We start from the raw sequence: 24,143 nt of genomic DNA on the forward strand, positions 1-24,143 counted from the left end.
GTTCTGCCGCCCGGCTTCCAGTTTCCCCTTGGCATCTCAAAGGCGGAGGTCTGGACACCGACGGCGCGAGACGCTGGCTTCTTCGCGCAACGGGGCGCCCTGATCTTGCACGCGCTCGCCCGACTCAAGCCGGGCATCAACCGGGAACAAGCGCAAGCGGAGATGAACGCCATCGCCCGGCAGCTTGAAGCAGAGCATCCCGATTACATGGCCGGTCGCGGAGTCAATCTGGTTCCATTGCATCAACAGGTGGTGGGTGAGGTGCGTCCCGCGCTGCTGATTTTGTGGGGAGCTGTTGGCCTGGTGCTGCTCGTCGCTTGCGCTAATGTGGCCAACCTGCTGTTGGTGCGCGGCGCTGCCCGCGAAAAAGAGGTCGCCGTTCGCCTGGCTCTAGGCGCCGGGCGGTGGCGGTTGGTTCGACAGTTGTTGACCGAGAGCGTGATCCTGGCAGTGATAGGGGGAGGGCTGGGGCTGCTGCTGGCACTGTGGACCACCGAGGCGCTTGTGGCAATCGCTCCACGAGACATCCCACGGATGGAGCACGTTGGTCTGGACCGGGGCGTGCTCGGTTTTGCGCTGGGGCTGTCGGTGCTGACCGGCCTGATCTTCGGGCTAGCGCCGGCGCTGTCCACCAGCCGGATTCCTCTGACTGAGTCGCTGAAAGAAGGCAGCCGGACATCAGGCGTCTCGGGGAGGCTTCGCCTGCGCCGCTTGCTCGCCGTGACCGAGACTGCTCTGGCGGTTGTGCTGCTGATCGGCGGTGGATTGCTCGTCCGAAGTTTTGTCAATCTCCTGCGGGTAGATCCAGGGTTCCGGCCTGAGAACGTACTCACGTTCCAGATGGCGGGTCCTTTTGAGCAGAGTGATGCCGACCAACGAGCCAACTTTTACAGCGACATCCTGGCGCGGCTCCAGGCCTTGCCCGGCGTCCAGTCTGTAGGCGGCGCGACCTCTATTCCGGTGAGCGGCGTGAACCACATGGAGATTGGTTTTGAAATCCTCGGCCGTCCGCTCCGACCAGGAGAAGACTCACAAAGCGCTGCCTACGACTCGGTCACACCAGACTACTTCCGTACGATGGGCATCCTGCTGCGCCAGGGACGGCTCTTCACCGAGCAAGATCAACGAGGCCGGCCCGGCGCCGTCATCATCAACGAGGCTATGGCGCGGCGCTACTGGCGGGAGGAAAACCCACTAGGGCAACGCATCCGCCTGGCCATCAGCTTCGGCGAGCCAGGAGAACCAGAATCGTATGAAATTGTCGGTGTTGTCGGCGATGTCCACGAGCGCGGCCTGGACACGGAAGCCAAGCCGCATCTATACGTGCCGTACCGTCAGCAGACCTGGCCCTTCTTCGCCTTTGCCCTGCGCACGAGCGGCGATCCTCGCCTGCTGATTGGCGCGATACGCGCCAGCGTGGCGGAACTGACCCGCAAGGAAGCCGTCTACGACTTCAAGACGATGGAAGAGCACCTAGCCGCATCAGTGGCGCGACGCCGCTTCGCCACGGTCCTGCTGGGCCTCTTCGCGGGCCTGGCGCTGGTGCTGGCAGCGATAGGAATTTACGGCGTTATTTCTCACTCGACCAGCCAGCGCACGCATGAGATTGCCATCCGAATGGCGCTGGGTGCACAGCGGTGGGACGTGTTAAAGCTGGTTCTCGGACAGGGAATGATCCTGGCTGTGATTGGAGTGGGAATAGGACTGGTTGCGGCTCTGATGCTAACCCGCCTGCTGTCGAGCTTGTTGTTTGGCGTGAGCCCGACTGATCCGCTGACATTTGTTGTGGTTGCTTTCTTGCTAACCAACGTGGCGTTGGTAGCTTGCTACGTTCCGGCGCGGCGGGCGACGCGAGTGGACCCGATGGTGGCGCTGCGGTATGAGTGAGCGTTACGAAGCCGAGCGATGCGGAGGAGGATGTTCATGATTAAGCAGCAGGAGACGACGAAGATGGATGACGCCTTCGCGATTCAACTCCAGCTCTCGGATGGTTGCGCGGCCTGTTGGCGTCAGTCCGATCAGGTAAAGTTGGTCAGGGCTCCAGGCAAAATGCTCGTGCCAGTTGTCCCGTCGTGGATGAAAGAGCGGAACTCGGCGGCCAGTGGCGGGATCGAGGGCCTGAGTCTTGTTATGTTTGGAACCATTGCATCCCTGACAGGCCAGGGCCAGATTATCCTCGGTGCTTTGACCACCCTGGCTCTCAGGGATGATATGTTCGATCGAGTGCAATTGCGTCGCGCAGAACTCCGGGCAGAGGCAGTATTCACAATAGCCCAACGCGCGTTGCCTGACCCATCGTCGCCGCTTGGCCGGAATCCGCTTCCTAGTCATGGGGCACAGGTCGGAGGCCGAGCTGCTTGATTAGCTTTCGCAGGGGGACAGCACGCAGATGCGCCAGTTCAGTCAACAGCTTCAGTCGCTCGGCATCGAGCTTTTCGACCTGATCGGTCAGTTTTTTCAGCTCTCGCAGCTCCTTCGCTTTGATAGTTCCAGCCCGGCGCTTGTCAATCAGTTCGTTGAGCCGTTCTTGCATGGCCGCAGGCAGCCCCCGATTGATCTGTATCAGGAGTTCAGCCTCTCGTTCCGAGAGGCTGGGCGTCTCCTGTCGTGCCTTGAGCGCGAAAAGCCTGGCGGCAAATCGCTCGAGTTCCTCGCGCGGAAGCTGCAACGCGGCCTGCAACAACTGGTCAGTTTCAATTTGGATGGTTGGCATAACGCTTGCTCCTTTTGTCGAGAGACACCAATGATAAACATGATTGACGGTATGGGCTAGTGAAATGAGGTGAACTATGCAAACACTCTGGCAAGACCTACGCTATGGCGCGCGAATGCTTTTGAAGAACCCTGGCTTCACGGCGGTGGCTGTCGTGACGCTCGCGCTCGGCATCGGCGCGAACACGGCGATTTTCAGTGTAGTCAATGCCGTTCTGCTGCGCCCGCTGCCCTATCCGCAGCCGGAACGGCTGATGGTGATTGGGCGGACGTACACCGGCAGCGACGTCTATCCGGCGAGCGAACCCAAATTCCTCTTCTGGCGTGACCACAATCAATCCTTTGAAGCAATGGCGGCCGTGCAGGGCATCGGTTCCGGCCTCAATCTGTCGGGTGAGGCTGAGCCGGAATACGTCACCGGGATCCAGGTCTCAGCCGATTTCTTTCGCGTGCTGGGCGTGAGTCCAGCTCTGGGTCGCGGCTTCACAAAGGAAGAAGATAGTCCTCAGGGTGAGCGCGTCGTGATTCTGAGCGATGGCTTGTGGCGGCGGCGCTTCGGCCAGGATGCTGGACTCATCGGCAAGACGGTGACGCTCAACAGCGAGAGTTATACTGTCGTCGGCGTTCTGCCGCCAGGCTTTCAATTCACTGCACCCTTCGATGTGCTCGTGCCGTTGCGGCTCAATCCGGCAAGCCGATCTGAGGCGCATAACTTCATGGTCATTGGGCGACTCAAGCCCGGTGTGACCGAGGTGCAGGCGCGGGCCGAAATGAAATTGGTCGGCGAAAAGTTTCGGGCGGCGTATCCACAGGCAATGGCGCCGAATGAGAGCGTCAACCTGATGGGCTGGCAGAACAATCTGGTGCAGGAGATTCGTCCGTTGCTGCTCATATTGCTCGGCGCCGTCAGCTTCGTGCTGTTGATTGCCTGCGCCAACGTGGCTCATCTGCAACTGGCCCGTGCCAGCGCACGCCAGAAAGAGATGGCGATCCGGCTGGCCGTGGGCGCCGGCGGGTGGCGCCTGGCGCGGCAATTGTTGACCGAAGGCGTACTGCTGGCGCTGGCCGGAGCAGCAGCGGGCCTGCTGCTAGCCGTGTGGGCAGTAGATGCGCTCACAGCGTTGATGCCTGACGGGATGCTCCCGCTGCTGGGCGAGATCAGTTTTGATGGGCGCGTGCTGGCTTTCACCTTGGCCGCTGCCGTCGCCACGGGTTTGATCTTCAGTCTGGCTCCTGCGCTTCACGCTGGGCGCGTGGATGTGAATCAATCGTTAAAAGAAGGTTCCACCTCGGGCCGCCTCAGTCCGGTGCGCGGTCGCTTGAGAAGCGTGTTGGTTATTGCCGAACTGGCGGTGTCGCTGGTGCTGCTCATTGGCGCGGCGCTGCTCGTTCGGACGTTCGCCAATTTGCGCGGCATCGAGCCGGGATTTGATCCGCGCCATGTATTGACTTTTCAGGTCTCGTTGAGCGGCCCGTCGTACGATACGACCGCCAAGGTCTCGGACTTTTATCGTCGCGTGTTGGAAAGATTCCGCAGTCTGCCCGGAGTCGAAGCCGTCGCTGTCGCGAGTACCTTACCGCTAGAGGCGCAGCTCAATCTGCCGTATTCCATTGGCGGAAGCGCAGAGGTGACAGGTGCCGTTCAGTATCGGATGATCTCGCCGGATTATTTCCGCGTGATGAAGACGGCGGTGCGACAGGGACGCGCTTTTGAGGAGGGCGATACGGCTGGCGCTGAGAGCGTGATCATCGTCAACGAAGCTTTCGCGCGGCAGCATTTCCCGAATACCACGCCGCTTGGTCAGCGAATGTGTGTTGGCTGTGGCTTTGGTGATCCGGCCATGCGAACCATCGTCGGAGTGGTCAGTGACACCAAGCAATTCAATTTAGGAGCGCCGTCGCCGCCGACGGTTTACGTGCCGGTGGCGCAAGTGCCGGACGCATTGATGTTGCTGCTCCGGCAGTTCACGGCCACGAACTTTGTCATCCGCACTGCTGGAGAACCACTCCAACTGAGCGGAGTGGTGAAGCAAGAGATGCTGAAGATCGATCCGGCGCTGCCACTCAGAAATGTGCGGACGATGGAACAGTTGCTCTCACACTCGCTCGCACTGGAGGAATTCAACATGTCGCTGCTCGGCCTCTTCGCCGGAATTGGACTGCTGCTGGTAGCCATCGGGACTTACGGCGTCGTTTCTTATTCGGTGAGCCAGCGCACGCATGAGATTGCCATCCGAATGGCGCTGGGTGCACAGCGGTGGGACGTGTTAAAGCTGGTTCTCGGACAGGGAATGATCCTGGCTGTGATTGGAGTGGGAATAGGACTGGTTGCGGCTCTGATGCTGACCCGCCTGCTGTCGAGCTTGTTGTTTGGCGTGACGCCGACCGATCCGATGACCTTCGCCAGCGTCTCGCTGCTGCTTGTGGCTGTGGCGCTGCTGGCGTGCTACATCCCGGCGCGGCGGGCGACGCGGGTGGACCCGATGGTCGCGCTCAGGTACGAGTAGGTTTCAGGTGTCAGGCTTAAGGTGAGAGGAGGTGGCTGTATGAGAAAGAAACCCCGCTCATTGTGTCCAATCAATTACAGTAAGTCCGGCAATCCGCCCGAAGTGGCGAATATTGCGCGAGACAATAGCCACCCCTTCGCTCATGGCAATCCCAGCAATCAGCACATCTACCTCGCCAATCAGTTGGCCTCGGTGTTTCAAATCAGCCCAGATGTCGGCAGCACGGACAACAGCGGCATGTGTGAGAGGCAGCAGCTCATGCTGCTGGCAAAACACCTCAAAGTCGGTCAGTTGTTTAGTCGCCTGAGCTGTGCGCAGTCCGCGCGCCACCTCATAGTAGGTCAGTTCCGTGAACGTCAGATGCCCATACTGAGTCAGGTAGCGCGACACATTCAACCACACAGCAGGATGTTTGTGACGCCAGATCAGGCTGACCGTATCCGTGTCAAGGAGAGCACGCATTCAATCCTCAGGCCGGTTGAAGAAATTGATCTGATCGAGTCGGGCCTCTTCCAATATTCGCGATTGCTCCTCAGTTAACCCTTCAAAGCACTGCCGGAGCTGACGGAGCGTCGCCAAAGCCTTTTCGATGGATTGAGGCAAGGCACCTTCGGACAGAAGCTGCTGCCGGACCTGCTCCTCAAGATCCGAAGTCGAAGGCTCAACGGCGATATGTACTCGTATGCCATCCGGCAGATCAACCGGGTCGAGCGGCTTCAATACCCCGTTTTCGTAAATTGCTTCAATCGTTCGCGACATGACGTAGAGAGATGCAGTATACCTCGCAACCAGAATCGCTACAACCGTTCCTCGCCCACGAAGAAGCATCGGGTTACAGAGAATCGGTAATGTCCACGAGCGCGGCCTGGACACGGAAGCCAAGCCGCATCTATACGTGCCGTACCGTCAGCAGACCTGGCCCTTCTTCGCCTTTGCCCTGCGCACGAGCGGCGATCCTCGCCTGCTGATTGGCGCGATACGCGCCAGTGTGGCGGAACTGACCCGCAAGGAAGCCGTCTACGACTTCAAGACGATGGAAGAGCACCTGGCCGCTTCGGTGGCGCAACGCCGCTTCGCCACGATTCTCATGGGTGTCTTCGCAGGCGCGGCCCTGGCGCTGGCAGCAGTGGGAATTTATGGCGTCGTTTCCTATTCGGTCAGCCAGCGGACGCACGAGATCGGCATTCGCATGGCATTGGGTGCTCAGCGGAGCGACATCCTCAAGCTGGTGCTGGGGCAAGGAATGGTGTTAACACTTGTGGGTGTCGGGCTGGGCTTAGCTGCGTCGCTCGGCTTGACGCGTCTGCTTCGGAACTTGCTCTTTGGCGTGACAGCGACCGACCCGGTGACCTTCGCCAGCGTGTCACTGCTGCTCGTGGGCGTGTCGCTGCTGGCCAGTTCCATCCCCGCATGGTGGGCAACGCGGGTGGATCCAAAGGTGGCGCTGCGGTACGAGTAGCCGCGCTGAATAAAATGGTGGAAAATCCACCATTGAATGGTTGATTCTCAACCGTCCATGGGCTAATTTATCGGCATGTTCAAACGGCACATTCAGGCTCGGTTGCTCAAGGCACTGGCCGATACGCCGGTGGTTTTGCTCATCGGTGCACGCCAGACCGGCAAGAGCACGCTGGTTCGCCATCTCGCCGACAGCGTCTATCCGGCGCGCTATCTCACCCTCGATGATGCCACGACGCTGGCGGCAGCCCGGCATGATCCGACCGGTTTTCTGGCGGGGCTGGAGGGCCCGGTCATCATTGATGAAGTTCAACGCGCGCCGGAATTATTTCTCGCCATCAAGTCGTCGGTGGATCGCCAACGGCAGCCGGGGCGGTTCCTGCTGACCGGATCAGCCAACGTGATGCTCTTGCCGCGCCTGGCCGACGCGCTAGCCGGAAGGATGGAAATCCTCACATTGTGGCCACTGTCGCAGGGAGAGATTGAGGGCGCTCAAGAAGACTTCATTGATCGCCTCTTTGACAAGGAGATGAGATGGCCCACCACGGCGGCGCTCAACCGCACCGAGTTGATTGAACGGGTGCTCCGGGGCGGCTACCCGGAAGTCCTTCAGCGGAAGACAGAGGACCGGCGACGCGCCTGGTTTGGCGCCTACCTGACGACGATCTTGCAGCGCGACGTGCGCGAGATCGCCAATATCGAAGGGCTGACCGATCTGCCACGCCTGTTGGCGCTCTTGGCCACGCGTGCGAGTTCGCTTCTGAATCTGGCGGACCTCTCGCGCAGTATTGTGATCCCCCAGACGACGCTCAAACGCTATATGACTTTGCTGGAAGCGACTTTTCTTGTCCAGCCGCTACCGGCTTGGTCGGCGCATCTGGGCAAACGACTGGTCAAGGCGCCGAAGCTTGTGCTCAACGACACGGGATTGCTGGCATATCTCTTGGGAGTGAATGAGCAGCGGGTGACAGAGGACAGGATGCTGCTCGGTGGATTGTTGGAGAATTTCGTCGTGATGGAATTGCGCAAACAAGCGAGCTGGAATGCAATCGAGCCACGCCTTTTCCACTTTCGCACGCCGACCGGGTACGAGGTTGACCTCGTCCTGGAGAATGCGGCGGGCAAGCTGGTCGGCGTGGAAGTCAAATCGAGCGCCGGTGTCACGGCGGACGATTTCAAGGGATTGCGTGCGCTCGGTGAGCTAGCGGGTCGGCGGTTTCTGCGCGGCGTAGTTCTCTACACCGGATCAGAGTCTGTGCCCTTCGGCCCGAACCTGATGGCGCTACCGATACCGCACCTGTGGCAGCGCGCACCCGCCTCCAAGAGGAAACACAAGTGATCAAGCCAAGAGCGGATGGCCGACTGAGAGCTATGGGCCATTTTCTTAGATTCGGACTCTGCCCTTGAAAGGGGGCAGGGTAGAAGCATTGTGGCACGACCCTCGCTGTGGTTTTCGGCTGCTCGTGAAGAATCCCGGCTTCACCGTGGTGGCGGTGTTGACGCTCGGCTTGGGTATCGGAGCCAACACGGCCATTTTCAGCGTCGTCAGCGCGTTGCTCGTGCGCCCGCAGCCGCAACGGTTGATGGTGATCGGGCGGACGTACACCGGCAGCGAAGTCTACCCGGCGAGCGAACCGAAGTTCCTCTTCTGGCGCGATCACAATCACTTGAAGCGATGGCGGCCGTGCAGGCCATCGGTTCCGACCTCAATCTCTCAGGAACCGCCCATGAGCCATAGCTCGCCACGAAGGATGAAAACCAGGGAGCGCCCGCATCTTGCTGGCTCCAGCATGCTGGAGCGTGCGCTCCCAGGGATTTTCGAAGGATCGCCCATGTGCAACAGCACGCCACCAACAGTGAAAATTCTATTTTCACAGGAATCGCCCATGAACTTACGTTCACCACGAAGGATGAAAATGGTTATGTGCAGAGGAGTCGGGCGGCCACGGCGAGCCGCCCGTACAGGGTGGCTGTGGGCCCGCGTTTTTGCCCGGAAAGCGGGCAGGCCTGTATGGGGGCCTCGCTGTGGGCCCCCGCGTAGAATGCGTGTGAGTGGGTAGGACCGAATTCTTCAACCCGCAATTGGTATTACTCTGTGTCCATAGTGGTGTTTCCGAGGAAACGCTCAAATGTTATTTTCAAGCGAATCGCCCATGAGCTCTGCGCTCGCCACGAACGATGATAAAGACAATTCTTCCGTGAGGTTCGTGTGTTTCGTGGGCGATTTTCGGAGGAGTGGGATGATTACAGTTGGCCAGATTGCAGCCACTCATCGAAAGCGAGCAGGGCCTGGAGTTCGCCTTCTTCGCGGAGGCGAGCGAGAAACTCGGTCAACACCTGGCTCGTCAAAAGCGCCAAGGCCTGACTCTGCGCCGAAACCTCATAGCCCTCCCCGCGGAGCAGGTAGATCGTCAGCTCCTTCCCATCGTAGCGCCAAACTTCCGGCACACCCAATGCCGCATAGATCGGCAGCTTGAACGTGGAATCGTGATGCACATCAATTTCCACAGCAATGTCCGGCGGCGGATCCACCTCGAAGTCCAGCTCCAGCCGAGTGCCCAGTCGGTCAGCCGTCTGCACATAGAAGCAGGCATCTGGCTCCAGTCCTTTGTGTCCCTTCGCCGTCTTCATCGTCGCCGAACCGAAGAAGCGGATATTGATGCGGCGACGGAGGCTAATGACATTAACCAAGCGTTCAATAAACCGCGCGTAATTTTCATGTTCCGTCGAGAGGGTCATAACGGTCAACATTCCATCATCGTAACTAATGCGCAGCCCGCTGGCTTCGCTGACTTGCTCAAGCAGTTCTTCGTACTCTTGCCAACTGACATCATGAAAAGTCACCACCGTGTCGGCAGGCAATCGGCTGACGATGTCATAATAGCTCGCGGTCTGTGTTGCCATAACTGAGAACTCTCTGAAATTGCTCTGACGCAGCGTCATTATATCCTGCGTCAATCCAACCAGCAACGACGCTCCTCTCAAACGAGGCGCCTCACACTTTCTGAATGAGAATGGAAGCGACGTGCATTGAAGATGCGCCGGAGCACGATCAGCGATAACTGGGCTCAGAAATGGAATGATGGAAAACTTGTGGCAAGACGTGCTGTACAGCATGAGGATATTGCCCTGAGGTCCAGACTCGCAGCGGTGAAGCAGGCCATGTTGAAGACAGATGGGCGCTGCCACACGAAACACGTGTAGCCCACAGAAGACGTGCTCTCATGCTTGGTCGCGCCGCAGCGATTCAATCTGTCGCTGCTCAGTCGCTTCATGTCGCTGCTCAGTCGCTTCGCCAAGGTTGGACTGTTGTTGGCAGCCATCGGGAGTTACGGCCTGACCGCTTCGACCGCCATGCACCACACATTGGAAATCGCCGCAGAGAGGGGTGCACGAGCAGGCGCGCGCTGCTTCAACTCAAATCGGACCAACCCGAGCGGACGTGCAATGACGGATAATGCACCAGTCATGCACCGCCCCTACTTAACAACAGCAAAGGTCGCGTAGCACTTCGCAAGTGCTGGACATAAAGTCGCACTTGCATGGAGTGGAAGGTGGCTTGAGCTTCGCGCTCAACCCGTGCTAAGCTACTGGCCGTGCCAAGAAACGACTTAGAACTTGCTTTAGAAAAAACGTTGCAGCAAGCGCTGACGCTGCGCCGGACGCTGCGCGCTAGGATTGCCGAAGCAGAAAATGAACTTCGCGCCTTGCGTCGTCGCGCGGTGGAAGTAGACAGAATCATTGAGCATACTCAAGCCGCGCTGCGTTCCCCAACCGACCAGGCTGAGTCCCATGCCGCTGAGCCAACGGAATCAACATCGGTCTCAACGGCGCAACAACCTTACGAACAAGTTCTCATGCCGCGCCGGCACTACGAAAAGCCTCCGCTTCAAACGAATATCGAGCCGACGAGCTTTCGCTTCCGCGACCTGACGATCACTCAGGCAGCCACCATCGTGTTGCGTGAAGCCGGCGGGCCGCTCCACGTCAATGCAATCTTCAATAAGCTGCTTGAGAATGGTTTTGAATTCCGCGGCGATCATCCGACCATCTCACTGGCAGTGAGCCTCAACCGCTGCAAGCGATTCCGCAAAGTGGCTCCTTCCACCTTTGATCTTGTCATCCGTGACGTGCCCGTCCAACGAGCGACCGGCGCCTAAGTCACGTGACAAAAGTTCGTGGCGTTTTTAGAGTGCTGCGACGTGTCGCAGCTTTGGCCGGAAAGCGGTGACACGTCACCGCACGCCAAAACGTCCCGTCCCCCAAAATCTCCCAGAACTATTGTTCACCTACTTAGCTCAAACGCGCGCGCTCGGCAGGACCTGATATTGATGAACGTTATCACGGGCCGCCTGTGCAGCTCAGTAGAAACGAGCGTAGCATGAACAATATCAAGGGCAGTTCTGCCCTGCTTTCCATTCCGCCTCATTAAACACGGCTTTCCTACACACTATTGGTATCAGATTAAAAAGCGACTACGGGTAACTGAGTAGGACGTTTTCAAAAGCGATTGGTAGACCAACAAACGTAGCTTCATTGGACGCCTCATACTGGAAGCATCCCTGAGGCAAGTGGGCGAGCTGACCTGGGCGCCTGAAAAATTTCCAAAAAATTTTCCGGGGGTGAAGGATTTTTTTAACGAATTTCCGTCATTCATATCATGAGCACAACAACCAAAACATAAACCGGTAGACCTACTACAGACCCTCCGGCCTACCTGGCACGGGCCCTGGGACCCCGCTCAACGGCCTCAGCCCAGGAATCTCGCCGACAATCTCCAAAAAAGCCCGTGCCATGTAGGCTTTCCCCTGCTGCGCCAGCGCGGCCCAGGTGAAGCATCCAGACGCCACGACCGGCGGGGGCGGTGAATCCCTAGAGCGGTTTGCGAATAAGTTTATCCCAGGAGCGCACGCATGCATTAGCCCACAAGATGCGAGGCCTCCAGGCTAAGGGTAATCGGAAATTGCTCTAAGCGAGAGACTTTACATCAGTCGGAATGTAATGGCAGGCCCATAGACGGAAAATGACCTAGCGCAAGTTGGCAACTTGCGCCACATCTATTCTCTCAATGGAGATAGCGGCCGGCGGCGTGACTCAGCCTGTCTGTGATCTTTCGGTCAGCCATGCCCCGTCAATCCTCATCACCTCGAGCAGGCGCCACGGCCACTTGCTGTTCAATGAACTGGGCGAACTTCTTTCGCGAAGCATAGCAGGATGCCGGTCGGCTTGACGCGCTCTCTGCGCCAGCCATAGAATTGCCGCCCGTCAGGTGATTCGATACAACGCACGGTCAGCCGGTGACAATCAGCACGCCCACAACATCTCGACTTTTGATTCTGGCTGCTGCTGTCTTATTTTCCACAGGCGGCGCAGCCGTGAAGGCAACAACATTGTCGAACTGGCAAGTGGCCGGGTTCCGCTCAGCGATTGCCGCGCTGATGCTCTTTGCGCTGATGCCGACAGCGCGTGGACGATGGACATGGCCAATGTTGTTTCTCGGTTCAGCCTACGCGGCGACGCTCATTCTCTTTGTCTCGGCCACCAAACTGACCACGGCAGCCAATACGATCTTTCTTCAGTCCACGTCTCCGCTGTATGTGCTGTTGCTTTCGCCCTGGCTCCTGAAAGAACCGATACATCGGCGTGATCTGGCGCTCATGCTCATCATGGGGGTGGGGCTGGGACTGTGTTTCATCGGTATTGAACCGCCAGTGGTGACGGCGCCCGATCCGGCGCGGGGTAATGTGTTGGCGGTTGGCAGTGGCATCTGTTGGGCTATAACGCTGACGGGTCTGCGATGGCTCACGCGACGCAACAGCCAGAACGCAGGCATCGCAGCCACAGCCGTCGTCGTCGGCAACGTGATCGCGTTTGTCGTTTGTCTTCCTTTTGCATTACCCGTTTCTTCCAGCACCACTAGCGACTGGCTGATCGTTGCTTATCTTGGCATTTTCCAAATCGGCTTGGCGTATGTCTTTTTGACAAGCGCCATTCGTCATCTGCCGGCCTTGGAAGTCTCTTTGCTGTTGTTGATCGAGCCGGTGCTCAATCCCCTGGCAACATGGATCGTGCATCGAGAGGTGCCGAGCGGCTGGTCACTGATCGGAGGCGGGATCATTCTGCTGGGCACAATACTGAACACGCTGGCCAAGGCTACAGCGCAGAGTACAATGACGAAGGAGAAAGAGGCAATATGAAACAACCGCTACCGATAATTCGACGCATCAGCTTACCGGTCTTACTTGCGCTTTGTGTATGCAGTGGATTCGCTTTCAATCATCAAGGGCGCGATCCACAAGGGCGCGATCCACAGACGGTCAGTCGCCACGTCCGCGCTTATCGGCTTGCTCATGAACGCGCCATTGTTGACGAATTTATTCAGTTGCTGTCAATCCCCAACATCGCAACAGACCGGGTGAACATCGCCAGAAATGCCGAGGTGCTCGTTGCGATGTTGCAACGGCGAGGCGTCCGAACGCGGCTGCTTCAGGTTGACGGGTCTCCGCCTGTCGTTTATGGAGAGTTGCCGGCGCCCGGCGCCCAGCGGACCGTGGCCGTCTACGCACATTATGACGGGCAACCGGTTGATCCCAGCGAGTGGGCGGGGGATCCGTGGAAACCGATATTGCGAGACAAGCCGCTGGATCAGGGCGGAAAGGAAATTGCTTGGCCGGTCAGCTCAACGTCGCTGGATGGCCAGTGGCGTCTGTACGGGCGCTCAACCAGCGACGATAAAGCGCCGATCATCGCCTGGCTGGTCGCCCTGGACGCGTTGCGTGCCGCAGCGATTGCGCCCTCCATCAACCTCAAGTTCTTCTTTGAAGGCGAAGAGGAAGTGGGTTCACCGCATCTGCGGGCCATCATGGAGAAATATGCTGATTTGTTAAGAGCTGATGTTTGGCTCCTTTGCGACGGTCCGGTGCACCAAACGCGGCGCCTACAACTCTTTTTCGGCGCGCGTGGTATAACCGGCGTGGAGCTGACGGTCTACGGCCCGACGCGGCCGCTGCACAGCGGACACTATGGAAACTGGGCGCCAAACCCAGGCATGGTGTTAGCGCATCTGCTGGCCAGCATGCGCGATATGGAAGGCCGTATTCAGATTGCCGGCTTCTATGACGATGTCCGACCAACCACACCATCTGAACAACGCGCGCTGGCCGAAGCGCCCGACATAGACGATGCCCTCCGACGCGAACTGGGCTTGGCTCGCACAGAAAATCACGGCGCGCGACTAGTGGATCAAATCATGTTACCGGCGTTGAACCTGCGTGGCATTCGCTTCGGACAGGTCGGCGACAAAGCCACTAACGCGATCCAGACCGAAGCTCACGCTTCGATTGATTTCCGGTTGGTGCCTAACCAGACACCGGAAAAAGTTCGCGCACGAGTCGAGGCGCACATCAGGCAGCAGGGATTCTTTATTGTTGGCGATACACCAGACGCGGCAACCCGACAAAAACACGCCAAGCTCATCAGAGTGCGGTGGTCAGACGGATACCCACCCGCGCGCACACCGATGGATGCGCCGGCAGCGCGGGCTGTCATCCAAACGATCGAGGAAGCGACCACCTCAACGATCATCAAGTTGCCGACGCTTGGCGGCAGCGTGCCGATGTATTTGTTCGCCGACCTGCTGAACACGCCGGTCATCGGACTGCCCATTGCCAACCACGACAACAATCAACATGCAGCCAATGAAAACATCCGCTTGCAAAACCTGTGGGACGGCATTGAGGTTTTTGCTCATTTACTTGCTCGACTGGGCGTTCACTGGCAATGAGCATGACGAGGCGCTACACAACAACTTTCTGTTCCGCGTCTTGAATGTTCATAATCAGTCCATTAGCATTGAGCGTGCAATGATCCGACTGAAAAATATCCAGGTGACGCTTCCGACGCGTGATGTCGCGGCTGCCGCAGCGTTTTACATTGACGTTCTCGGTTTTCGCCGCGAGAGCCAAACCGCTCGGCAAGCGATTTTGGCCAGAGGCGATTTTCGACTGGGGCTGGTCGTGGCCGAGCCGGGCGCGACACATCATCCTCAATCAGCGCAATTACGACTCACATTGGCTGACCGAGATCAGCTCAAAGAGCTGCTGGATCAGGTCAGACGCTTGAACTTGACGGTACTGGAGGAGATCCACGAGCATGCTGATGGTTCACTGATATTTTCGTTCGTTGCCCCTGACGAACACATCATTGAAATCATGACCCAGCCAATGCCCTCCTCTGGCCAAGTCGTGGCAGAAAGCACGCCTGCACAGCCGTCGGCGCAAGCGTCGGCTTCACCACCAGCAACTCGGCCGAGTTCATCCGCAGCTCGCCCGTCACGCGCCGAACGCTACGCGCTCGAATCGCAAGCCCTGCTGGCCAAGATCAAAGAAGAAGTGGCCAGCTTGAGCACTTCATTTTCTCCAGCCGATCTTGCGGCGACACTCGATGAGATGAAGCAGAAAGTTCTCCAGCGCATGAGCGAGATCACCGAAAAGGTGACGATTGCGGTTGAAGACCACGACGAGCAGGAAGAGAAAAAGAAAGAGGCTCAACACATCTTAGAGCGTTACAAACAGGCGATGAATCAGGCGGCTCCGCCAACGGCGGAGCCGCCAGCGGAAGCAGACGCTTCCAAGCCGGTGCGAAAGACGCTCGGCCCAGCCCCCGATGAAAAGCAACCAAACGAGTGAAGCGGTGGCCTGCCCGTGGCACGCTGAGATTGAACGCCGTTTATGCTCGCTGCGCCTCCATCGGCAAGACCTTGACGACGACAATCGTAGTATCGTCGCGAAGCTGGCTGTCACCGGTGAATTGTTTCATGTCAGCATAGAGCGTCTGGCACAAAGCGGACGCGCTCAGATGGGCGTTAGCGCGAGCGACTTGCTCGATCCGTCCGCGGTCGAACATCTGATGGGCAGCGTTTTCGGCCTCGACCAGACCATCGGTGTACATCAGCAGCACATCACCCGGAAGCAAATCAATGGTTCGCTCATTGTAGGTCTGATCCTCAATCAGCCCGAGTACCATGCCGCCGCTTCTCAAGTATCGCACACTGCCATCGGCGCGTAGCACCACAGGCGGATGATGACCAGCGTTGCTAAAGGTGAACCGGCGATTGGCCACGTCCAGCACACCATAAACGGCGGTAACAAATTGGTAGCCAGCCAGGCTTTCACAAAGCAGCTTGTTCACTTTGGCAAAGATCGTCCGAATCGAATAATTGTTTCTGATCTCAGCTCGGAGAAAGGCGCGGAACGCAGACATGATCAGCGACGCTGGAATGCCTTTGCCGGCGACATCAGCAATGACAATGCCCAGATGGCCCGGCACGATGGGAATGAAATCGTAATAATCACCGCCGATGTCTTCTGAGGGCACATTGAGGCCGGCAATATCAAATCCATCCACGTGGGGCGCCGCCGCAGGCAGCAAACTGAGTTGTACTTCGCGGGCGATGCGGAGCTGTTCTTCCAGGCGCTTCTTTTCGAGCCGTTCACGATGCAGCAGCGCCTTCTCAAGCGAGATGGCCGCTTGCGTCGCCAGCACAGTGAGCCACTGTAAATCTTCGTCGGTGAAGTGGCCGGGCCGATCACTTTCCAGATTGAACGCGCCGATAATTTTCCCATTGCTGATGATGGGCACGGTTAACTGGCTCTGCGTTGTGGGGCGACTCCTCATGTAGTAAGGATTTTGCTCAACCACAGGGGCCAGCACGCTTTCACCGGTTGTGATGACGCGCCCGACAATGCCACGCATGTGAGCCAGCGGCACCTCAACGCACTCCGATTCATGGTAACCACGACTGACAACATGCTCGACGGTCTGCGTATTGGGGTCGAGTAAATAGATTTCGGCAGCGTCATAGGGAATCAAAATCCGAGCCGATTCCAGAATGAAGTCCAATACTTCTTCCAGCTCCAATGATGAGTTGATGCGGCGATTGATCTCCAGCATCGTCCGCAATCGCGATTCATTCTTCAACTGCTCTTCGACAACAGCCACAGCTTCTCCTCCTCGCAACCTGGAACGCCGATGGCGCAGGCCCGGCGGATCAACGCAGAATAACTATCGGTGGATGCTCGTTCACGGAGCATCATCCACGTCCCATGCTTGTTCATCTCCTGCGGTATGTGACCACACAGAGGCGTCTCCGTCAACCACAGGCCACAACACCGGCGAACGAGTTTACGTTGAGCTTTGGTGACGCACATAACTCACGGACGAGTTGCGATCATAAGGGCACATTATACGGTTGTTTCAGGAAACAGCAACCGAGCAGAGCCACAGGTAACCTGATTCGTCTTAGAGCGGTTTGCAAGTGAGCTTATCCCGGAAGCGCACGCGCGTTTATTAGCCGGCAAGATGGGGTGCCCACAGGCCAAAGGCAATGGAAAATTGCTCTAGCCCACAAACTTGTAACCGATGCGGTGGACGGTAATGATGTAACGGGGATCGCTTGGCGTGTCTTCGATTTTTTTTCTGAGTTTGGCGATGTGCATGTCAACGGTGCGGGTGAACGGGAAATTCTGGTAACCCCAGACGGCATCGAGCAACTGATCGCGCGTGACTACTTCGCCACGATGCTCGATGAAGTAGCGCATGATGTCAAACTCACGTGGCGACAGCTCGAGCGCCTCCTCACCTTTGGTTGCTCGAACTCGTTTGAAGTCCAACGTGATATTGCCGAAACGATAGATTTCGATCTTTTCCGCAGGCTTGGAGGCGCGTCGCAGAACGGCTTCGACGCGGGCCATCAGCTCGACGAAGCTGAATGGTTTGGTGACGTAATCATCGGCGCCGAGCCTGAGGCCGCGCACCTTGTCCATCTCCTGCCCGCGCGCCGTCAGCATGATGATGGGCATGCCATAGCCTTGGCTGCGAAGCCGTTGACACACATCCAACCCGCTCAGTTGGGGCAGCATGATGTCCAGGATAATCAAGTCGGGTTGCTGTTCGGCGGCCAGTTGCAATCCCAGGACGCCATCCGAGGCTTCCAGCACATCGTACCCTTCGAATCGAAAACCATCGCGCAGCGCGACAGCCATCGTAGGGTCATCTTCGATGATCAACACTCGTTTCATGATCGTGCTCTGCCATAATCGGAGGACGGTCACGGCTGGCGGCTTGCCGGTTGAAGCGGCAGATGGATGGTGAATGTGCTCCCTTTGCCCAATTCACTTTCGACGGTGACCCGCCCGCGATGAGCTTCCACGATATGCTTGACGATGGATAAGCCGAGCCCGCTTCCTTTGACGTCGTGCACCAGGCCGGTGCTGACGCGGTGGAATCGCTCGAAGATTTTCGTTTGTTCTTCGCGTGGAATGCCCAGCCCGTGATCGGTGACCGACACGGTGGCTTCTGCCTTGATGTGACCCACACGGACATGAATCTGTCTGGCCGAGCCGGAATACTTGACAGCATTATCCAAGAGGTTCATCAGCGCCTGCGCAATCGCCTGAGGGTCAATCAGCGCCGGCGGCAATGGCTCATGCGGTCGCTGAAAATCAATCGAGAACCCGCGTTGCTTGAGTTGGACTTCGACCGTCTTGAGGGTTTCGCTGACCAGCTCAGTCAAGTCGGTCAGCTCGAAGTGGTAGGTCTTCTGCCCAGACTCGATCTTGGAAAAATCCAGAATGTTGTTGATCAACTGGGTCAACCGCTGACTTTCTGTCTCGATGTATTGACCGTATTCAGCCACCTTATCGGGCTGCGTGACGCGCCCCATCTTGAGCAGTTCGCCAAACACACGAATCGAGGCCAGCGGCGTGCGCAGTTCGTGTGAGACGTTTGAGACGAAGTCGGTCTTCATCTGCGACAATTTCATCTCACGCGAGGCGGTGCGCAACGCTAAGACAATGCCACCAATGAGCATGATCGTCATCAACACTGAAAGCGAGAGATTGATCATCATGTAGCGCCGCGCCCATTGTTCCGGCGTCTCGTCGCGGCTCTGGATGCCCAAGCGCCATTTCTCAAACACAAACGGCAAGGAGAGCCATACCACCTCACCTCTGCCTTCGCTCGGTTGACTTGTATAGACCTTTCGGCCTGAGCTATCGTAGGCCATGACGATCAGGTTCTCTCCCTCGTTGTTGGAGAAACTGCGCGCTAATGTCTCTTGAATCACGCGAGGCAGAACTTTGTCCTGGAAATGGGCTACGTCTACAATCATCCCGGCGACGCCGATCACGCGCGACGCTTCGTCAACAATTGGATTGAGGATAATCGGGTTCTGCGGATCGTGATCGCTGAAGCTGAGCGTTGTCGTCTCAACACCGGCGTTCTGTAACCGCACCAGTCTCCACGGCGTGCAGGCGAGGGTGACGGCCCGCGCTTGTGGGCAATCGGATCGCAGTTTCATGCCACGATCGGTCGCATCGTAGAAAAACGTGCGCGATTCTCCATTGGGCGCAAACAGCATGACGAATAATTCACGCGCGCCACAACTGAGCTTCTTTTTGAAATGATAGCTCACCCTGTGAATCCGTTCTTCCGAGCACGTCTCCGGTGGGATGTTGAGGACCCGTTCGGCATCCATTCGGTAGATCGTCTCGATCTCTTTGACGACCGCCTGCAGATAGTTGGTCAACATCGCCCGGCGGGCCAGCGGCGAAGTCCTCTCCAACTCTTTCAGCGACTGATACTGCACGCCAAGCAGGACCAGCAGTGGGATGACAACGGCCAGAAAACCGACCCAGAGCAGATGTCGTCGCAGAAATGTTCTGAGCGTTGCCATGCCCGGTCATTATACATAGATTCAGCGTCAGCGGTCAGTTGATGCGCGTCGCATTGGAAGAGCGGACAATCACTTTTTACGGGTTTTTACAGCGACGGCTCGAGCTTTGCAGAAAGCTATCGTTGAGCGATACGTGCAAGCTGATTCACGGGCGCTTGAGCGGATCGCTTCTGCTGCATGATGACCAACGGAAAAGAAATCACCAACGAGTGCATCATTGCCGCTTGGCAGCCGCCTCGTGCTCAAAACAGCGGGTCTCGCTTGCGTGCTGAATCCTGACGCTCATTCTGCCCGCCACCGACGGGCATTTGATCCTGAACATCCATCTGAAAACCACTGTAATGCGCTTGTCAACGTGTTGACGCGCATCGCACGGAACAAATTACAACCGAGCAGTTGATGCCGAGGTTTTTATAGCATAATATCACGCGGGCAGAAGATGGGCTTGAAGTCGTGGTTCTGCTGGTGAGAGACAATCATGCTGGAAGCCGTCCTCTCAGGATTTGTTGTATCGTTGACAGCGCCCTGGTGGCAGCGCATTGGGCGAGCTGCCTCAGGCTGGTTATTAGCCGTCTTGCCAGTGGGGCTGGTGATTTACTTTGCGCAGTTCCTCGGACCGCTGACCGACGGTACAACACTGGTTACATCGGATCGGTGGCTTCCGAGTCTCGGTATCAATTTGTCGTTTCACTTGGATGGACTCAGTCTGCTGTTCGCCCTGCTGATTAGCGGCATTGGCGCGTTGGTGCTGATCTATGCCGGTGCATACCTGAAGGGGCATCCACACCTTGGCCGATTCTACGCCTACATACTGATGTTCATGGCGTCCATGCTAGGCGTGGTGCTGGCCGACAATGTGATCACGTTGTTTGTCTTCTGGGAACTGACCAGCGTCAGCTCCTACCTGTTGATCGGATTTGATCACGAACGTGAAGCGGCGCGCGCAGCGGCCTTGCAAGCCCTGTTGGTGACCGGCCTGGGTGGTCTGGCGTTGCTGGCCGGACTGGTCTTGCTTGGCCACGTTGGCGGCAGTTGGGAACTTTCCGTGCTGCTCGGTCGAGGCGAGGCAATCCGTTCACATTCATTGTATCAACCGATCCTCCTCCTGATCTTGATTGGCGCGTTCACCAAATCAGCGCAATTTCCCTTTCATTTCTGGTTGCCGGCAGCGATGGAAGCGCCGACGCCCGTGAGCAGCTACTTGCATTCGGCCACGATGGTGAAAGCGGGCGTCTATCTGCTGGCGCGGCTCCATCCGGCGCTGGGCGGCACTGATGATTGGCACTACGCTGTTACGTTGGCCGGCGCCATGACGATGCTGGTTGGCGCAATCATCGCGCTGCGGCAGCATGATATGAAACAGTTGCTTGCCTATTCAACAGTCAGCGCGCTGGGCATGTTGATGCTGCTGCTGGGACTGGGCACGATACTTTCGATCAAAGCAGCGATGGTCTTTCTGGTGGTTCACGCGCTGTATAAGGGCGCGCTGTTTTTGATCGCCGGCGCTGTGGATCATGAAACAGGAACGCGGGATGTCAGGCAACTGGGCGGCTTGCGGCTGATGATGCCGATCACGGCTGTGGCCGGCATGCTAGCGGCGCTCTCGATGGCTGGATTGCCCCCCATGCTGGGGTTCATCAGCAAAGAACTGATCTACGAAGCCAAGCTGCAAGCGCCACAGGCCGGCTGGCTCATCACGCTGGCAGGCGTCATCGCCAACATCTGGATCGTGGCCGTCGCCATCACCGTCGGCATTCGTCCATTTCTCGGTTCAGCGGCGAAGACACCGAACCAGCCACATGAAGCGCCATTCTCACTCTGGCTTGGGCCGGTGATACTGGCCGGGTTGAGTTTTATTCTGGGGTTACTGCCTGATGTCCTTGGTCAGGCGCTTCTGTCGCCGGCGGCTGGCGCGGTCCGCGGTGAGCCAACCGAAATCAAACTCGCGTTATGGCACGGCATCAATCCGGTGCTCGCCTTGAGCGTGCAGACCGTTGTTTGTGGCCTGGTGGTGTTTGCCGTGCGCCATCAGATGCGGCGCATGCCCTGGCCGCGGATGTTCACCGGCGCCAACGTCTACAAGCTGAGCCTCGATCTGCTGAACGCGGTCGCTCGCGTTCAGACGCGCGCTGTGCAAACCGGCTACCTGCGATTCTATCTGCTAATGCTGATTGTCACGACTGTCGGTTTAGGTGGATACACACTGATAGATCGCGTGGAATTGAACCAGCAGAGCGGCTGGTCAGACATTCGCGCTCATGAATGGATGATTGCGATCATGATACTGACGGCGACTGTGATGGTTGTGCGGGCTTCGTCTCGGTTGGTTGCGGTGGCTGCGCTGGGCGTGATTGGCTATGGCGTGGCCGTGATTTTCATGCTGTTTGGCGCGCCAGACCTCGCAATCACACAATTCACCATCGAAACGCTGGCTGTTATTCTCTTCGTGTTGGTGCTTTATCGGCTGCCACGGTTAGCTGCGTTGTCTAGTTCGGCAGCGCGGGTTCGCGACGCCGTGGTCGCATTAGCCGCAGGCGGATTGATGACCATGCTCGTCGTGGCAGCCAGCGGCGTCTGGCGGCCAGCGCCATTGACAGAGTACTTCGCCCAGAACAGCTTGTTGCTGGCACATGGACGCAATGTCGTGAATGTCATACTGGTGGATTTTCGCAGTTTGGACACGTTGGGCGAGATCACCGTGCTGGCTGTCGCCGCTATCGGTGTTTACGCTCTGCTCCGGCTGCGATTGGAGACTGCCAAGGAGTCATCGGACTATGACAGCTAGCTTACATCTGGGTCGCATCTGGGGTATTCCGATTGGATTGCACTGGAGTTGGTTTTTGATCTTTGGACTGGTGACCTGGTCGCTGGCGCTCGGTTTTTTCCCGCGAGAACATCCGGGACTGCCTCCGCCAGCTTATTGGGTGTTAGGAGCGATTACCAGCGTGCTATTCTTCGCCTCGGTGCTGATTCACGAACTGGGACACACCTACTTTGCCTTGCGCGACGGACTGCCAGTTCGTGCCATCACGCTCTTCCTCTTCGGTGGCGTGGCGCAACTTGGCCAAGAGCCGCGCACGCCGGCGTCGGAGTTCCGCATCTCGATTGCCGGGCCGTTGACCAGTCTGGCACTGGCCGGTCTGTTTGCTCTGCTGTACCAACTTGATCAAGCCATCGTCTATCTGGCTGCGCCGAGCCTGTGGCTGGCGCGAATCAATTTCATCCTGGCCGTGTTTAACATGATCCCCGGATTCCCGCTGGATGGCGGTCGCGTGCTGCGAGCGATTCTCTGGCATTTCACCGGCAGCCTGCAACGCGCCACGCAAATCGCTTCATTCAGCGGTCAAGTCATCGCCTTTGGGTTCATCGGCTGGGGCATGTTCACGATGTTTCGAGGCGGCTTGTTTGAAGGTCTGTGGTTAGCCTTCATTGGCTGGTTCTTGCAGAATGCGGCAGCAGCCACGTATGCGGCTGTCAACCTTCAGCAGGTGCTACGCGGCGTTCGTGTAGCCCGTGTCATGGCGCCCGGCTATCCGCAGGTGAGCGGTCAAACGTTGCTCGATCAACTCGTCGAAGACCATGTGATGGGCAGCGGGCAGCGATATTTCTTTGTCGCGGAGGCCGGCCGGCCGCGCGGCATGGTCACGCTTCGCGAAGTCACCCGCGTGCCCAGGGCGCAGTGGAGCCAAACATCAGCCGAACAGGTGATGGTGCCGTGGGATCGGTTGACACGCATCACGCCGAACATGGAGCTGCAAACCGCTCTCCAAACGATGGACGACGCCAACGTCGCCCAAGTCCCCGTCGTTGAGGATGACCAAATCGTCGGCGTGCTCTCACGCGAACACGTCTTGCACTACATTCGCACGCGGGCTGAATTAGGCATATAACCCCGGAGGATCGTCGCTCATGAAATCACTGATTCTCTCCACAGCGACCTACTACCTGCTACCGTTGCTGTTGTTGTTCTCCATCTTTTTGCTGATTCGTGGACACAACCAACCGGGCGGTGGATTTGTTGGCGGACTCGTAGCAGCCGCCGCTTTATCGCTCTATGCCATTGCGCAAGGAACCGCCGAGGTGCGCCGAGCGATTCGATTGCGGTGGGGCGCGCTCATCGGGATAGGATTGCTCACCGCGACGGGTAGCGGCTTGCTTGGACTTTTGAGCGGATACCCGTTTATGACCGGACGATGGTACGCCCAGCCGGTGCCGCTGCTGGGCAAAGTGGGAACGCCGTTGTTGTTTGACGTTGGCGTTTATTTGGTCGTGCTCGGCGTCACCATGACGATCATCTTCACGCTGGCTGAGGAGTAACGATGGAAACGTTGTTGGCGCTCGTCATTGGCGGACTCTACGGAGCCGGCCTTTACTTGATGATGCGGCGGAGCATGGTCAAATTGATTCTGGGCTTAGTGCTGCTCGGACACGCGGCCAACTTGTTGATCTTCACCGTCAGCCGGTTGACGCGCGGGCAATCACCGATTGTGCCGCCCGACCAAACGACGCTGGTCGCGCCATTCGCTGACCCTGTGCCGCAGGCGCTGGTGTTGACGGCGATCGTCATAGGCTTTGGCGTGCAAGCATTCGCCATCGTGCTCCTGAAACGCGCTCATCAAGTGATCGGGACAGACGACCTCGATCAGATGAACACGACGGACACATGAGCCGAGGCGCCCGCTCAGCTCAATCAGGCTCGGAACCGGCAGGCGTCTCTGCATGAAGTTATGAAC

At 57.8% G+C, this 24,143-nt stretch carries 20 protein-coding genes; 12 read left to right on the forward strand and 8 right to left on the reverse strand.

Annotated elements, in window-relative coordinates:
• A partial coding sequence (locus tag NZ823_13655; protein MCS6806170.1) for an ABC transporter permease occupies positions 1 to 1,887 on the forward strand: 1,887 nt, incomplete at its 5' end.
• Between the two features lie 3 nt (positions 1,888 to 1,890).
• Here the strand turns inward: NZ823_13655 and NZ823_13660 are convergent.
• On the reverse strand, positions 1,891 to 2,331 hold the full coding sequence (locus NZ823_13660) for an HNH endonuclease (protein ID MCS6806171.1): 441 nt from the start codon (positions 2,329 to 2,331) through the stop codon (positions 1,891 to 1,893).
• Entirely contained in the window at positions 2,324 to 2,713 is a 390-nt protein-coding gene (locus tag NZ823_13665; GenBank protein MCS6806172.1) for an STAS/SEC14 domain-containing protein, read from the reverse strand. Before NZ823_13665 ends, NZ823_13660 begins: the two co-directional genes overlap by 8 nt.
• A 76-nt stretch (positions 2,714 to 2,789) precedes the next feature.
• On the opposite strand from NZ823_13665, the gene NZ823_13670 reads away from it, so the two are divergent.
• Positions 2,790 to 5,219 (forward strand): ABC transporter permease, encoded by a 2,430-nt coding sequence (locus NZ823_13670; GenBank protein ID MCS6806173.1) that lies wholly within the window; start codon positions 2,790 to 2,792, stop codon positions 5,217 to 5,219.
• 57 nt (positions 5,220 to 5,276) lie between these two features.
• On the opposite strand, the gene NZ823_13675 is transcribed toward NZ823_13670, so the two are convergent.
• Together NZ823_13675 and NZ823_13680 are read right to left on the reverse strand one after the other, a co-directional pair.
• Positions 5,277 to 5,681 carry a type II toxin-antitoxin system VapC family toxin gene (locus tag NZ823_13675; GenBank protein MCS6806174.1) on the reverse strand — a complete coding sequence of 135 codons (405 nt, stop codon included), beginning with the start codon at positions 5,679 to 5,681 and terminating at the stop codon, positions 5,277 to 5,279.
• The gene (locus NZ823_13680) at positions 5,682 to 5,978 is read right to left on the reverse strand and encodes an antitoxin family protein (GenBank protein ID MCS6806175.1); all 297 of its coding nucleotides are present in this window, start codon (positions 5,976 to 5,978) and stop codon (positions 5,682 to 5,684) included.
• 136 nt (positions 5,979 to 6,114) lie between these two features.
• On the opposite strand from NZ823_13680, the gene NZ823_13685 reads away from it, so the two are divergent.
• Together NZ823_13685 and NZ823_13690 are read left to right on the forward strand one after the other, a co-directional pair.
• Positions 6,115 to 6,678 carry an FtsX-like permease family protein gene (locus tag NZ823_13685; protein MCS6806176.1) on the forward strand — a complete coding sequence of 188 codons (564 nt, stop codon included), beginning with the start codon at positions 6,115 to 6,117 and terminating at the stop codon, positions 6,676 to 6,678.
• Positions 6,679 to 6,753: 75 nt separating this feature from the next.
• A complete protein-coding gene (locus NZ823_13690) occupies positions 6,754 to 8,016 on the forward strand; it encodes an ATP-binding protein (protein MCS6806177.1) in 1,263 nt (420 codons plus the stop codon).
• Positions 8,017 to 8,921: 905 nt separating this feature from the next.
• Here NZ823_13690 and NZ823_13695 read toward each other — a convergent pair.
• Entirely contained in the window at positions 8,922 to 9,581 is a 660-nt protein-coding gene (locus NZ823_13695; GenBank protein MCS6806178.1) for a Uma2 family endonuclease, read from the reverse strand.
• A 692-nt stretch (positions 9,582 to 10,273) separates the two neighbouring features.
• On the opposite strand from NZ823_13695, the gene NZ823_13700 reads away from it, so the two are divergent.
• The 4 genes from NZ823_13700 to NZ823_13715 all read left to right on the forward strand — a co-directional run bounded on the left by NZ823_13700 (position 10,274) and on the right by NZ823_13715 (position 15,364).
• A complete protein-coding gene (locus tag NZ823_13700) occupies positions 10,274 to 10,837 on the forward strand; it encodes a winged helix-turn-helix domain-containing protein (protein MCS6806179.1) in 564 nt (187 codons plus the stop codon).
• 1,137 nt (positions 10,838 to 11,974) lie between these two features.
• Entirely contained in the window at positions 11,975 to 12,874 is a 900-nt protein-coding gene (locus NZ823_13705) for an EamA family transporter (protein MCS6806180.1), read from the forward strand.
• Positions 12,871 to 14,460 carry a M20/M25/M40 family metallo-hydrolase gene (locus NZ823_13710; GenBank protein ID MCS6806181.1) on the forward strand — a complete coding sequence of 530 codons (1,590 nt, stop codon included), beginning with the start codon at positions 12,871 to 12,873 and terminating at the stop codon, positions 14,458 to 14,460. The genes NZ823_13705 and NZ823_13710 overlap by 4 nt, the downstream gene beginning before the upstream one ends.
• A gap of 79 nt (positions 14,461 to 14,539) precedes the next feature.
• Positions 14,540 to 15,364 (forward strand): VOC family protein, encoded by an 825-nt coding sequence (locus NZ823_13715; protein MCS6806182.1) that lies wholly within the window; start codon positions 14,540 to 14,542, stop codon positions 15,362 to 15,364.
• 40 nt (positions 15,365 to 15,404) lie between these two features.
• Here the strand turns inward: NZ823_13715 and NZ823_13720 are convergent, their stop codons facing one another.
• The 3 genes from NZ823_13720 to NZ823_13730 form a co-directional block, all read right to left on the reverse strand.
• Positions 15,405 to 16,676: a SpoIIE family protein phosphatase gene (locus NZ823_13720; GenBank protein ID MCS6806183.1), complete on the reverse strand. Its 1,272-nt coding sequence runs from the start codon at positions 16,674 to 16,676 to the stop codon at positions 15,405 to 15,407.
• Between the two features lie 398 nt (positions 16,677 to 17,074).
• A complete protein-coding gene (locus NZ823_13725) occupies positions 17,075 to 17,755 on the reverse strand; it encodes a response regulator transcription factor (GenBank protein MCS6806184.1) in 681 nt (226 codons plus the stop codon).
• A 29-nt stretch (positions 17,756 to 17,784) separates the two neighbouring features.
• Positions 17,785 to 19,410, reverse strand: a complete 1,626-nt coding sequence (locus NZ823_13730; protein ID MCS6806185.1) for a HAMP domain-containing histidine kinase — start codon at positions 19,408 to 19,410, stop codon at positions 17,785 to 17,787.
• A gap of 478 nt (positions 19,411 to 19,888) precedes the next feature.
• Between NZ823_13730 and NZ823_13735 the strand changes: the two genes are divergently transcribed.
• From NZ823_13735 to NZ823_13750, 4 genes are read left to right on the forward strand one after another with little or no spacing between them, the layout of a single operon-like run.
• On the forward strand, positions 19,889 to 22,195 hold the full coding sequence (locus NZ823_13735; protein MCS6806186.1) for a putative monovalent cation/H+ antiporter subunit A: 2,307 nt from the start codon (positions 19,889 to 19,891) through the stop codon (positions 22,193 to 22,195).
• Positions 22,185 to 23,300, forward strand: coding sequence for a site-2 protease family protein (locus NZ823_13740; protein ID MCS6806187.1), 1,116 nt, complete (start codon positions 22,185 to 22,187; stop codon positions 23,298 to 23,300). The genes NZ823_13735 and NZ823_13740 overlap by 11 nt, the downstream gene beginning before the upstream one ends.
• A gap of 19 nt (positions 23,301 to 23,319) precedes the next feature.
• A complete protein-coding gene (locus tag NZ823_13745) occupies positions 23,320 to 23,727 on the forward strand; it encodes a Na+/H+ antiporter subunit B (protein ID MCS6806188.1) in 408 nt (135 codons plus the stop codon).
• 2 nt (positions 23,728 to 23,729) lie between these two features.
• Positions 23,730 to 24,077: a Na+/H+ antiporter subunit C gene (locus tag NZ823_13750; GenBank protein ID MCS6806189.1), complete on the forward strand. Its 348-nt coding sequence runs from the start codon at positions 23,730 to 23,732 to the stop codon at positions 24,075 to 24,077.
• The last annotated feature ends 66 nt before the right edge of the window (positions 24,078 to 24,143 follow it).

It is taken from the genome of Blastocatellia bacterium, assembly GCA_025054955.1.
Lineage (GTDB): Bacteria > Acidobacteriota > Blastocatellia > HR10 > J050 > JANWZE01.

Bases quoted from the DNA above. Each gene is read 5' to 3' on its own strand.
- NZ823_13750 (MCS6806189.1), top strand. From the start codon at position 23,730: ATGGAAACGTTGTTGGCGCTCGTCATTGGCGGACTCTACGGAGCCGGC.
- NZ823_13675 (MCS6806174.1), bottom strand. From the start codon at position 5,681: ATGCGTGCTCTCCTTGACACGGATACGGTCAGCCTGATCTGGCGTCAC.
- NZ823_13670 (MCS6806173.1), top strand. From the start codon at position 2,790: ATGCAAACACTCTGGCAAGACCTACGCTATGGCGCGCGAATGCTTTTG.
- NZ823_13745 (MCS6806188.1), top strand. From the start codon at position 23,320: ATGAAATCACTGATTCTCTCCACAGCGACCTACTACCTGCTACCGTTG.
- NZ823_13735 (MCS6806186.1), top strand. From the start codon at position 19,889: ATGCTGGAAGCCGTCCTCTCAGGATTTGTTGTATCGTTGACAGCGCCC.
- NZ823_13695 (MCS6806178.1), bottom strand. From the start codon at position 9,581: ATGGCAACACAGACCGCGAGCTATTATGACATCGTCAGCCGATTGCCT.
- NZ823_13725 (MCS6806184.1), bottom strand. From the start codon at position 17,755: ATGAAACGAGTGTTGATCATCGAAGATGACCCTACGATGGCTGTCGCG.
- NZ823_13665 (MCS6806172.1), bottom strand. From the start codon at position 2,713: ATGCCAACCATCCAAATTGAAACTGACCAGTTGTTGCAGGCCGCGTTG.
- NZ823_13730 (MCS6806185.1), bottom strand. From the start codon at position 19,410: ATGGCAACGCTCAGAACATTTCTGCGACGACATCTGCTCTGGGTCGGT.
- NZ823_13690 (MCS6806177.1), top strand. From the start codon at position 6,754: ATGTTCAAACGGCACATTCAGGCTCGGTTGCTCAAGGCACTGGCCGAT.
- NZ823_13680 (MCS6806175.1), bottom strand. From the start codon at position 5,978: ATGTCGCGAACGATTGAAGCAATTTACGAAAACGGGGTATTGAAGCCG.
- NZ823_13660 (MCS6806171.1), bottom strand. From the start codon at position 2,331: ATGACTAGGAAGCGGATTCCGGCCAAGCGGCGACGATGGGTCAGGCAA.
- NZ823_13715 (MCS6806182.1), top strand. From the start codon at position 14,540: ATGATCCGACTGAAAAATATCCAGGTGACGCTTCCGACGCGTGATGTC.
- NZ823_13710 (MCS6806181.1), top strand. From the start codon at position 12,871: ATGAAACAACCGCTACCGATAATTCGACGCATCAGCTTACCGGTCTTA.
- NZ823_13740 (MCS6806187.1), top strand. From the start codon at position 22,185: ATGACAGCTAGCTTACATCTGGGTCGCATCTGGGGTATTCCGATTGGA.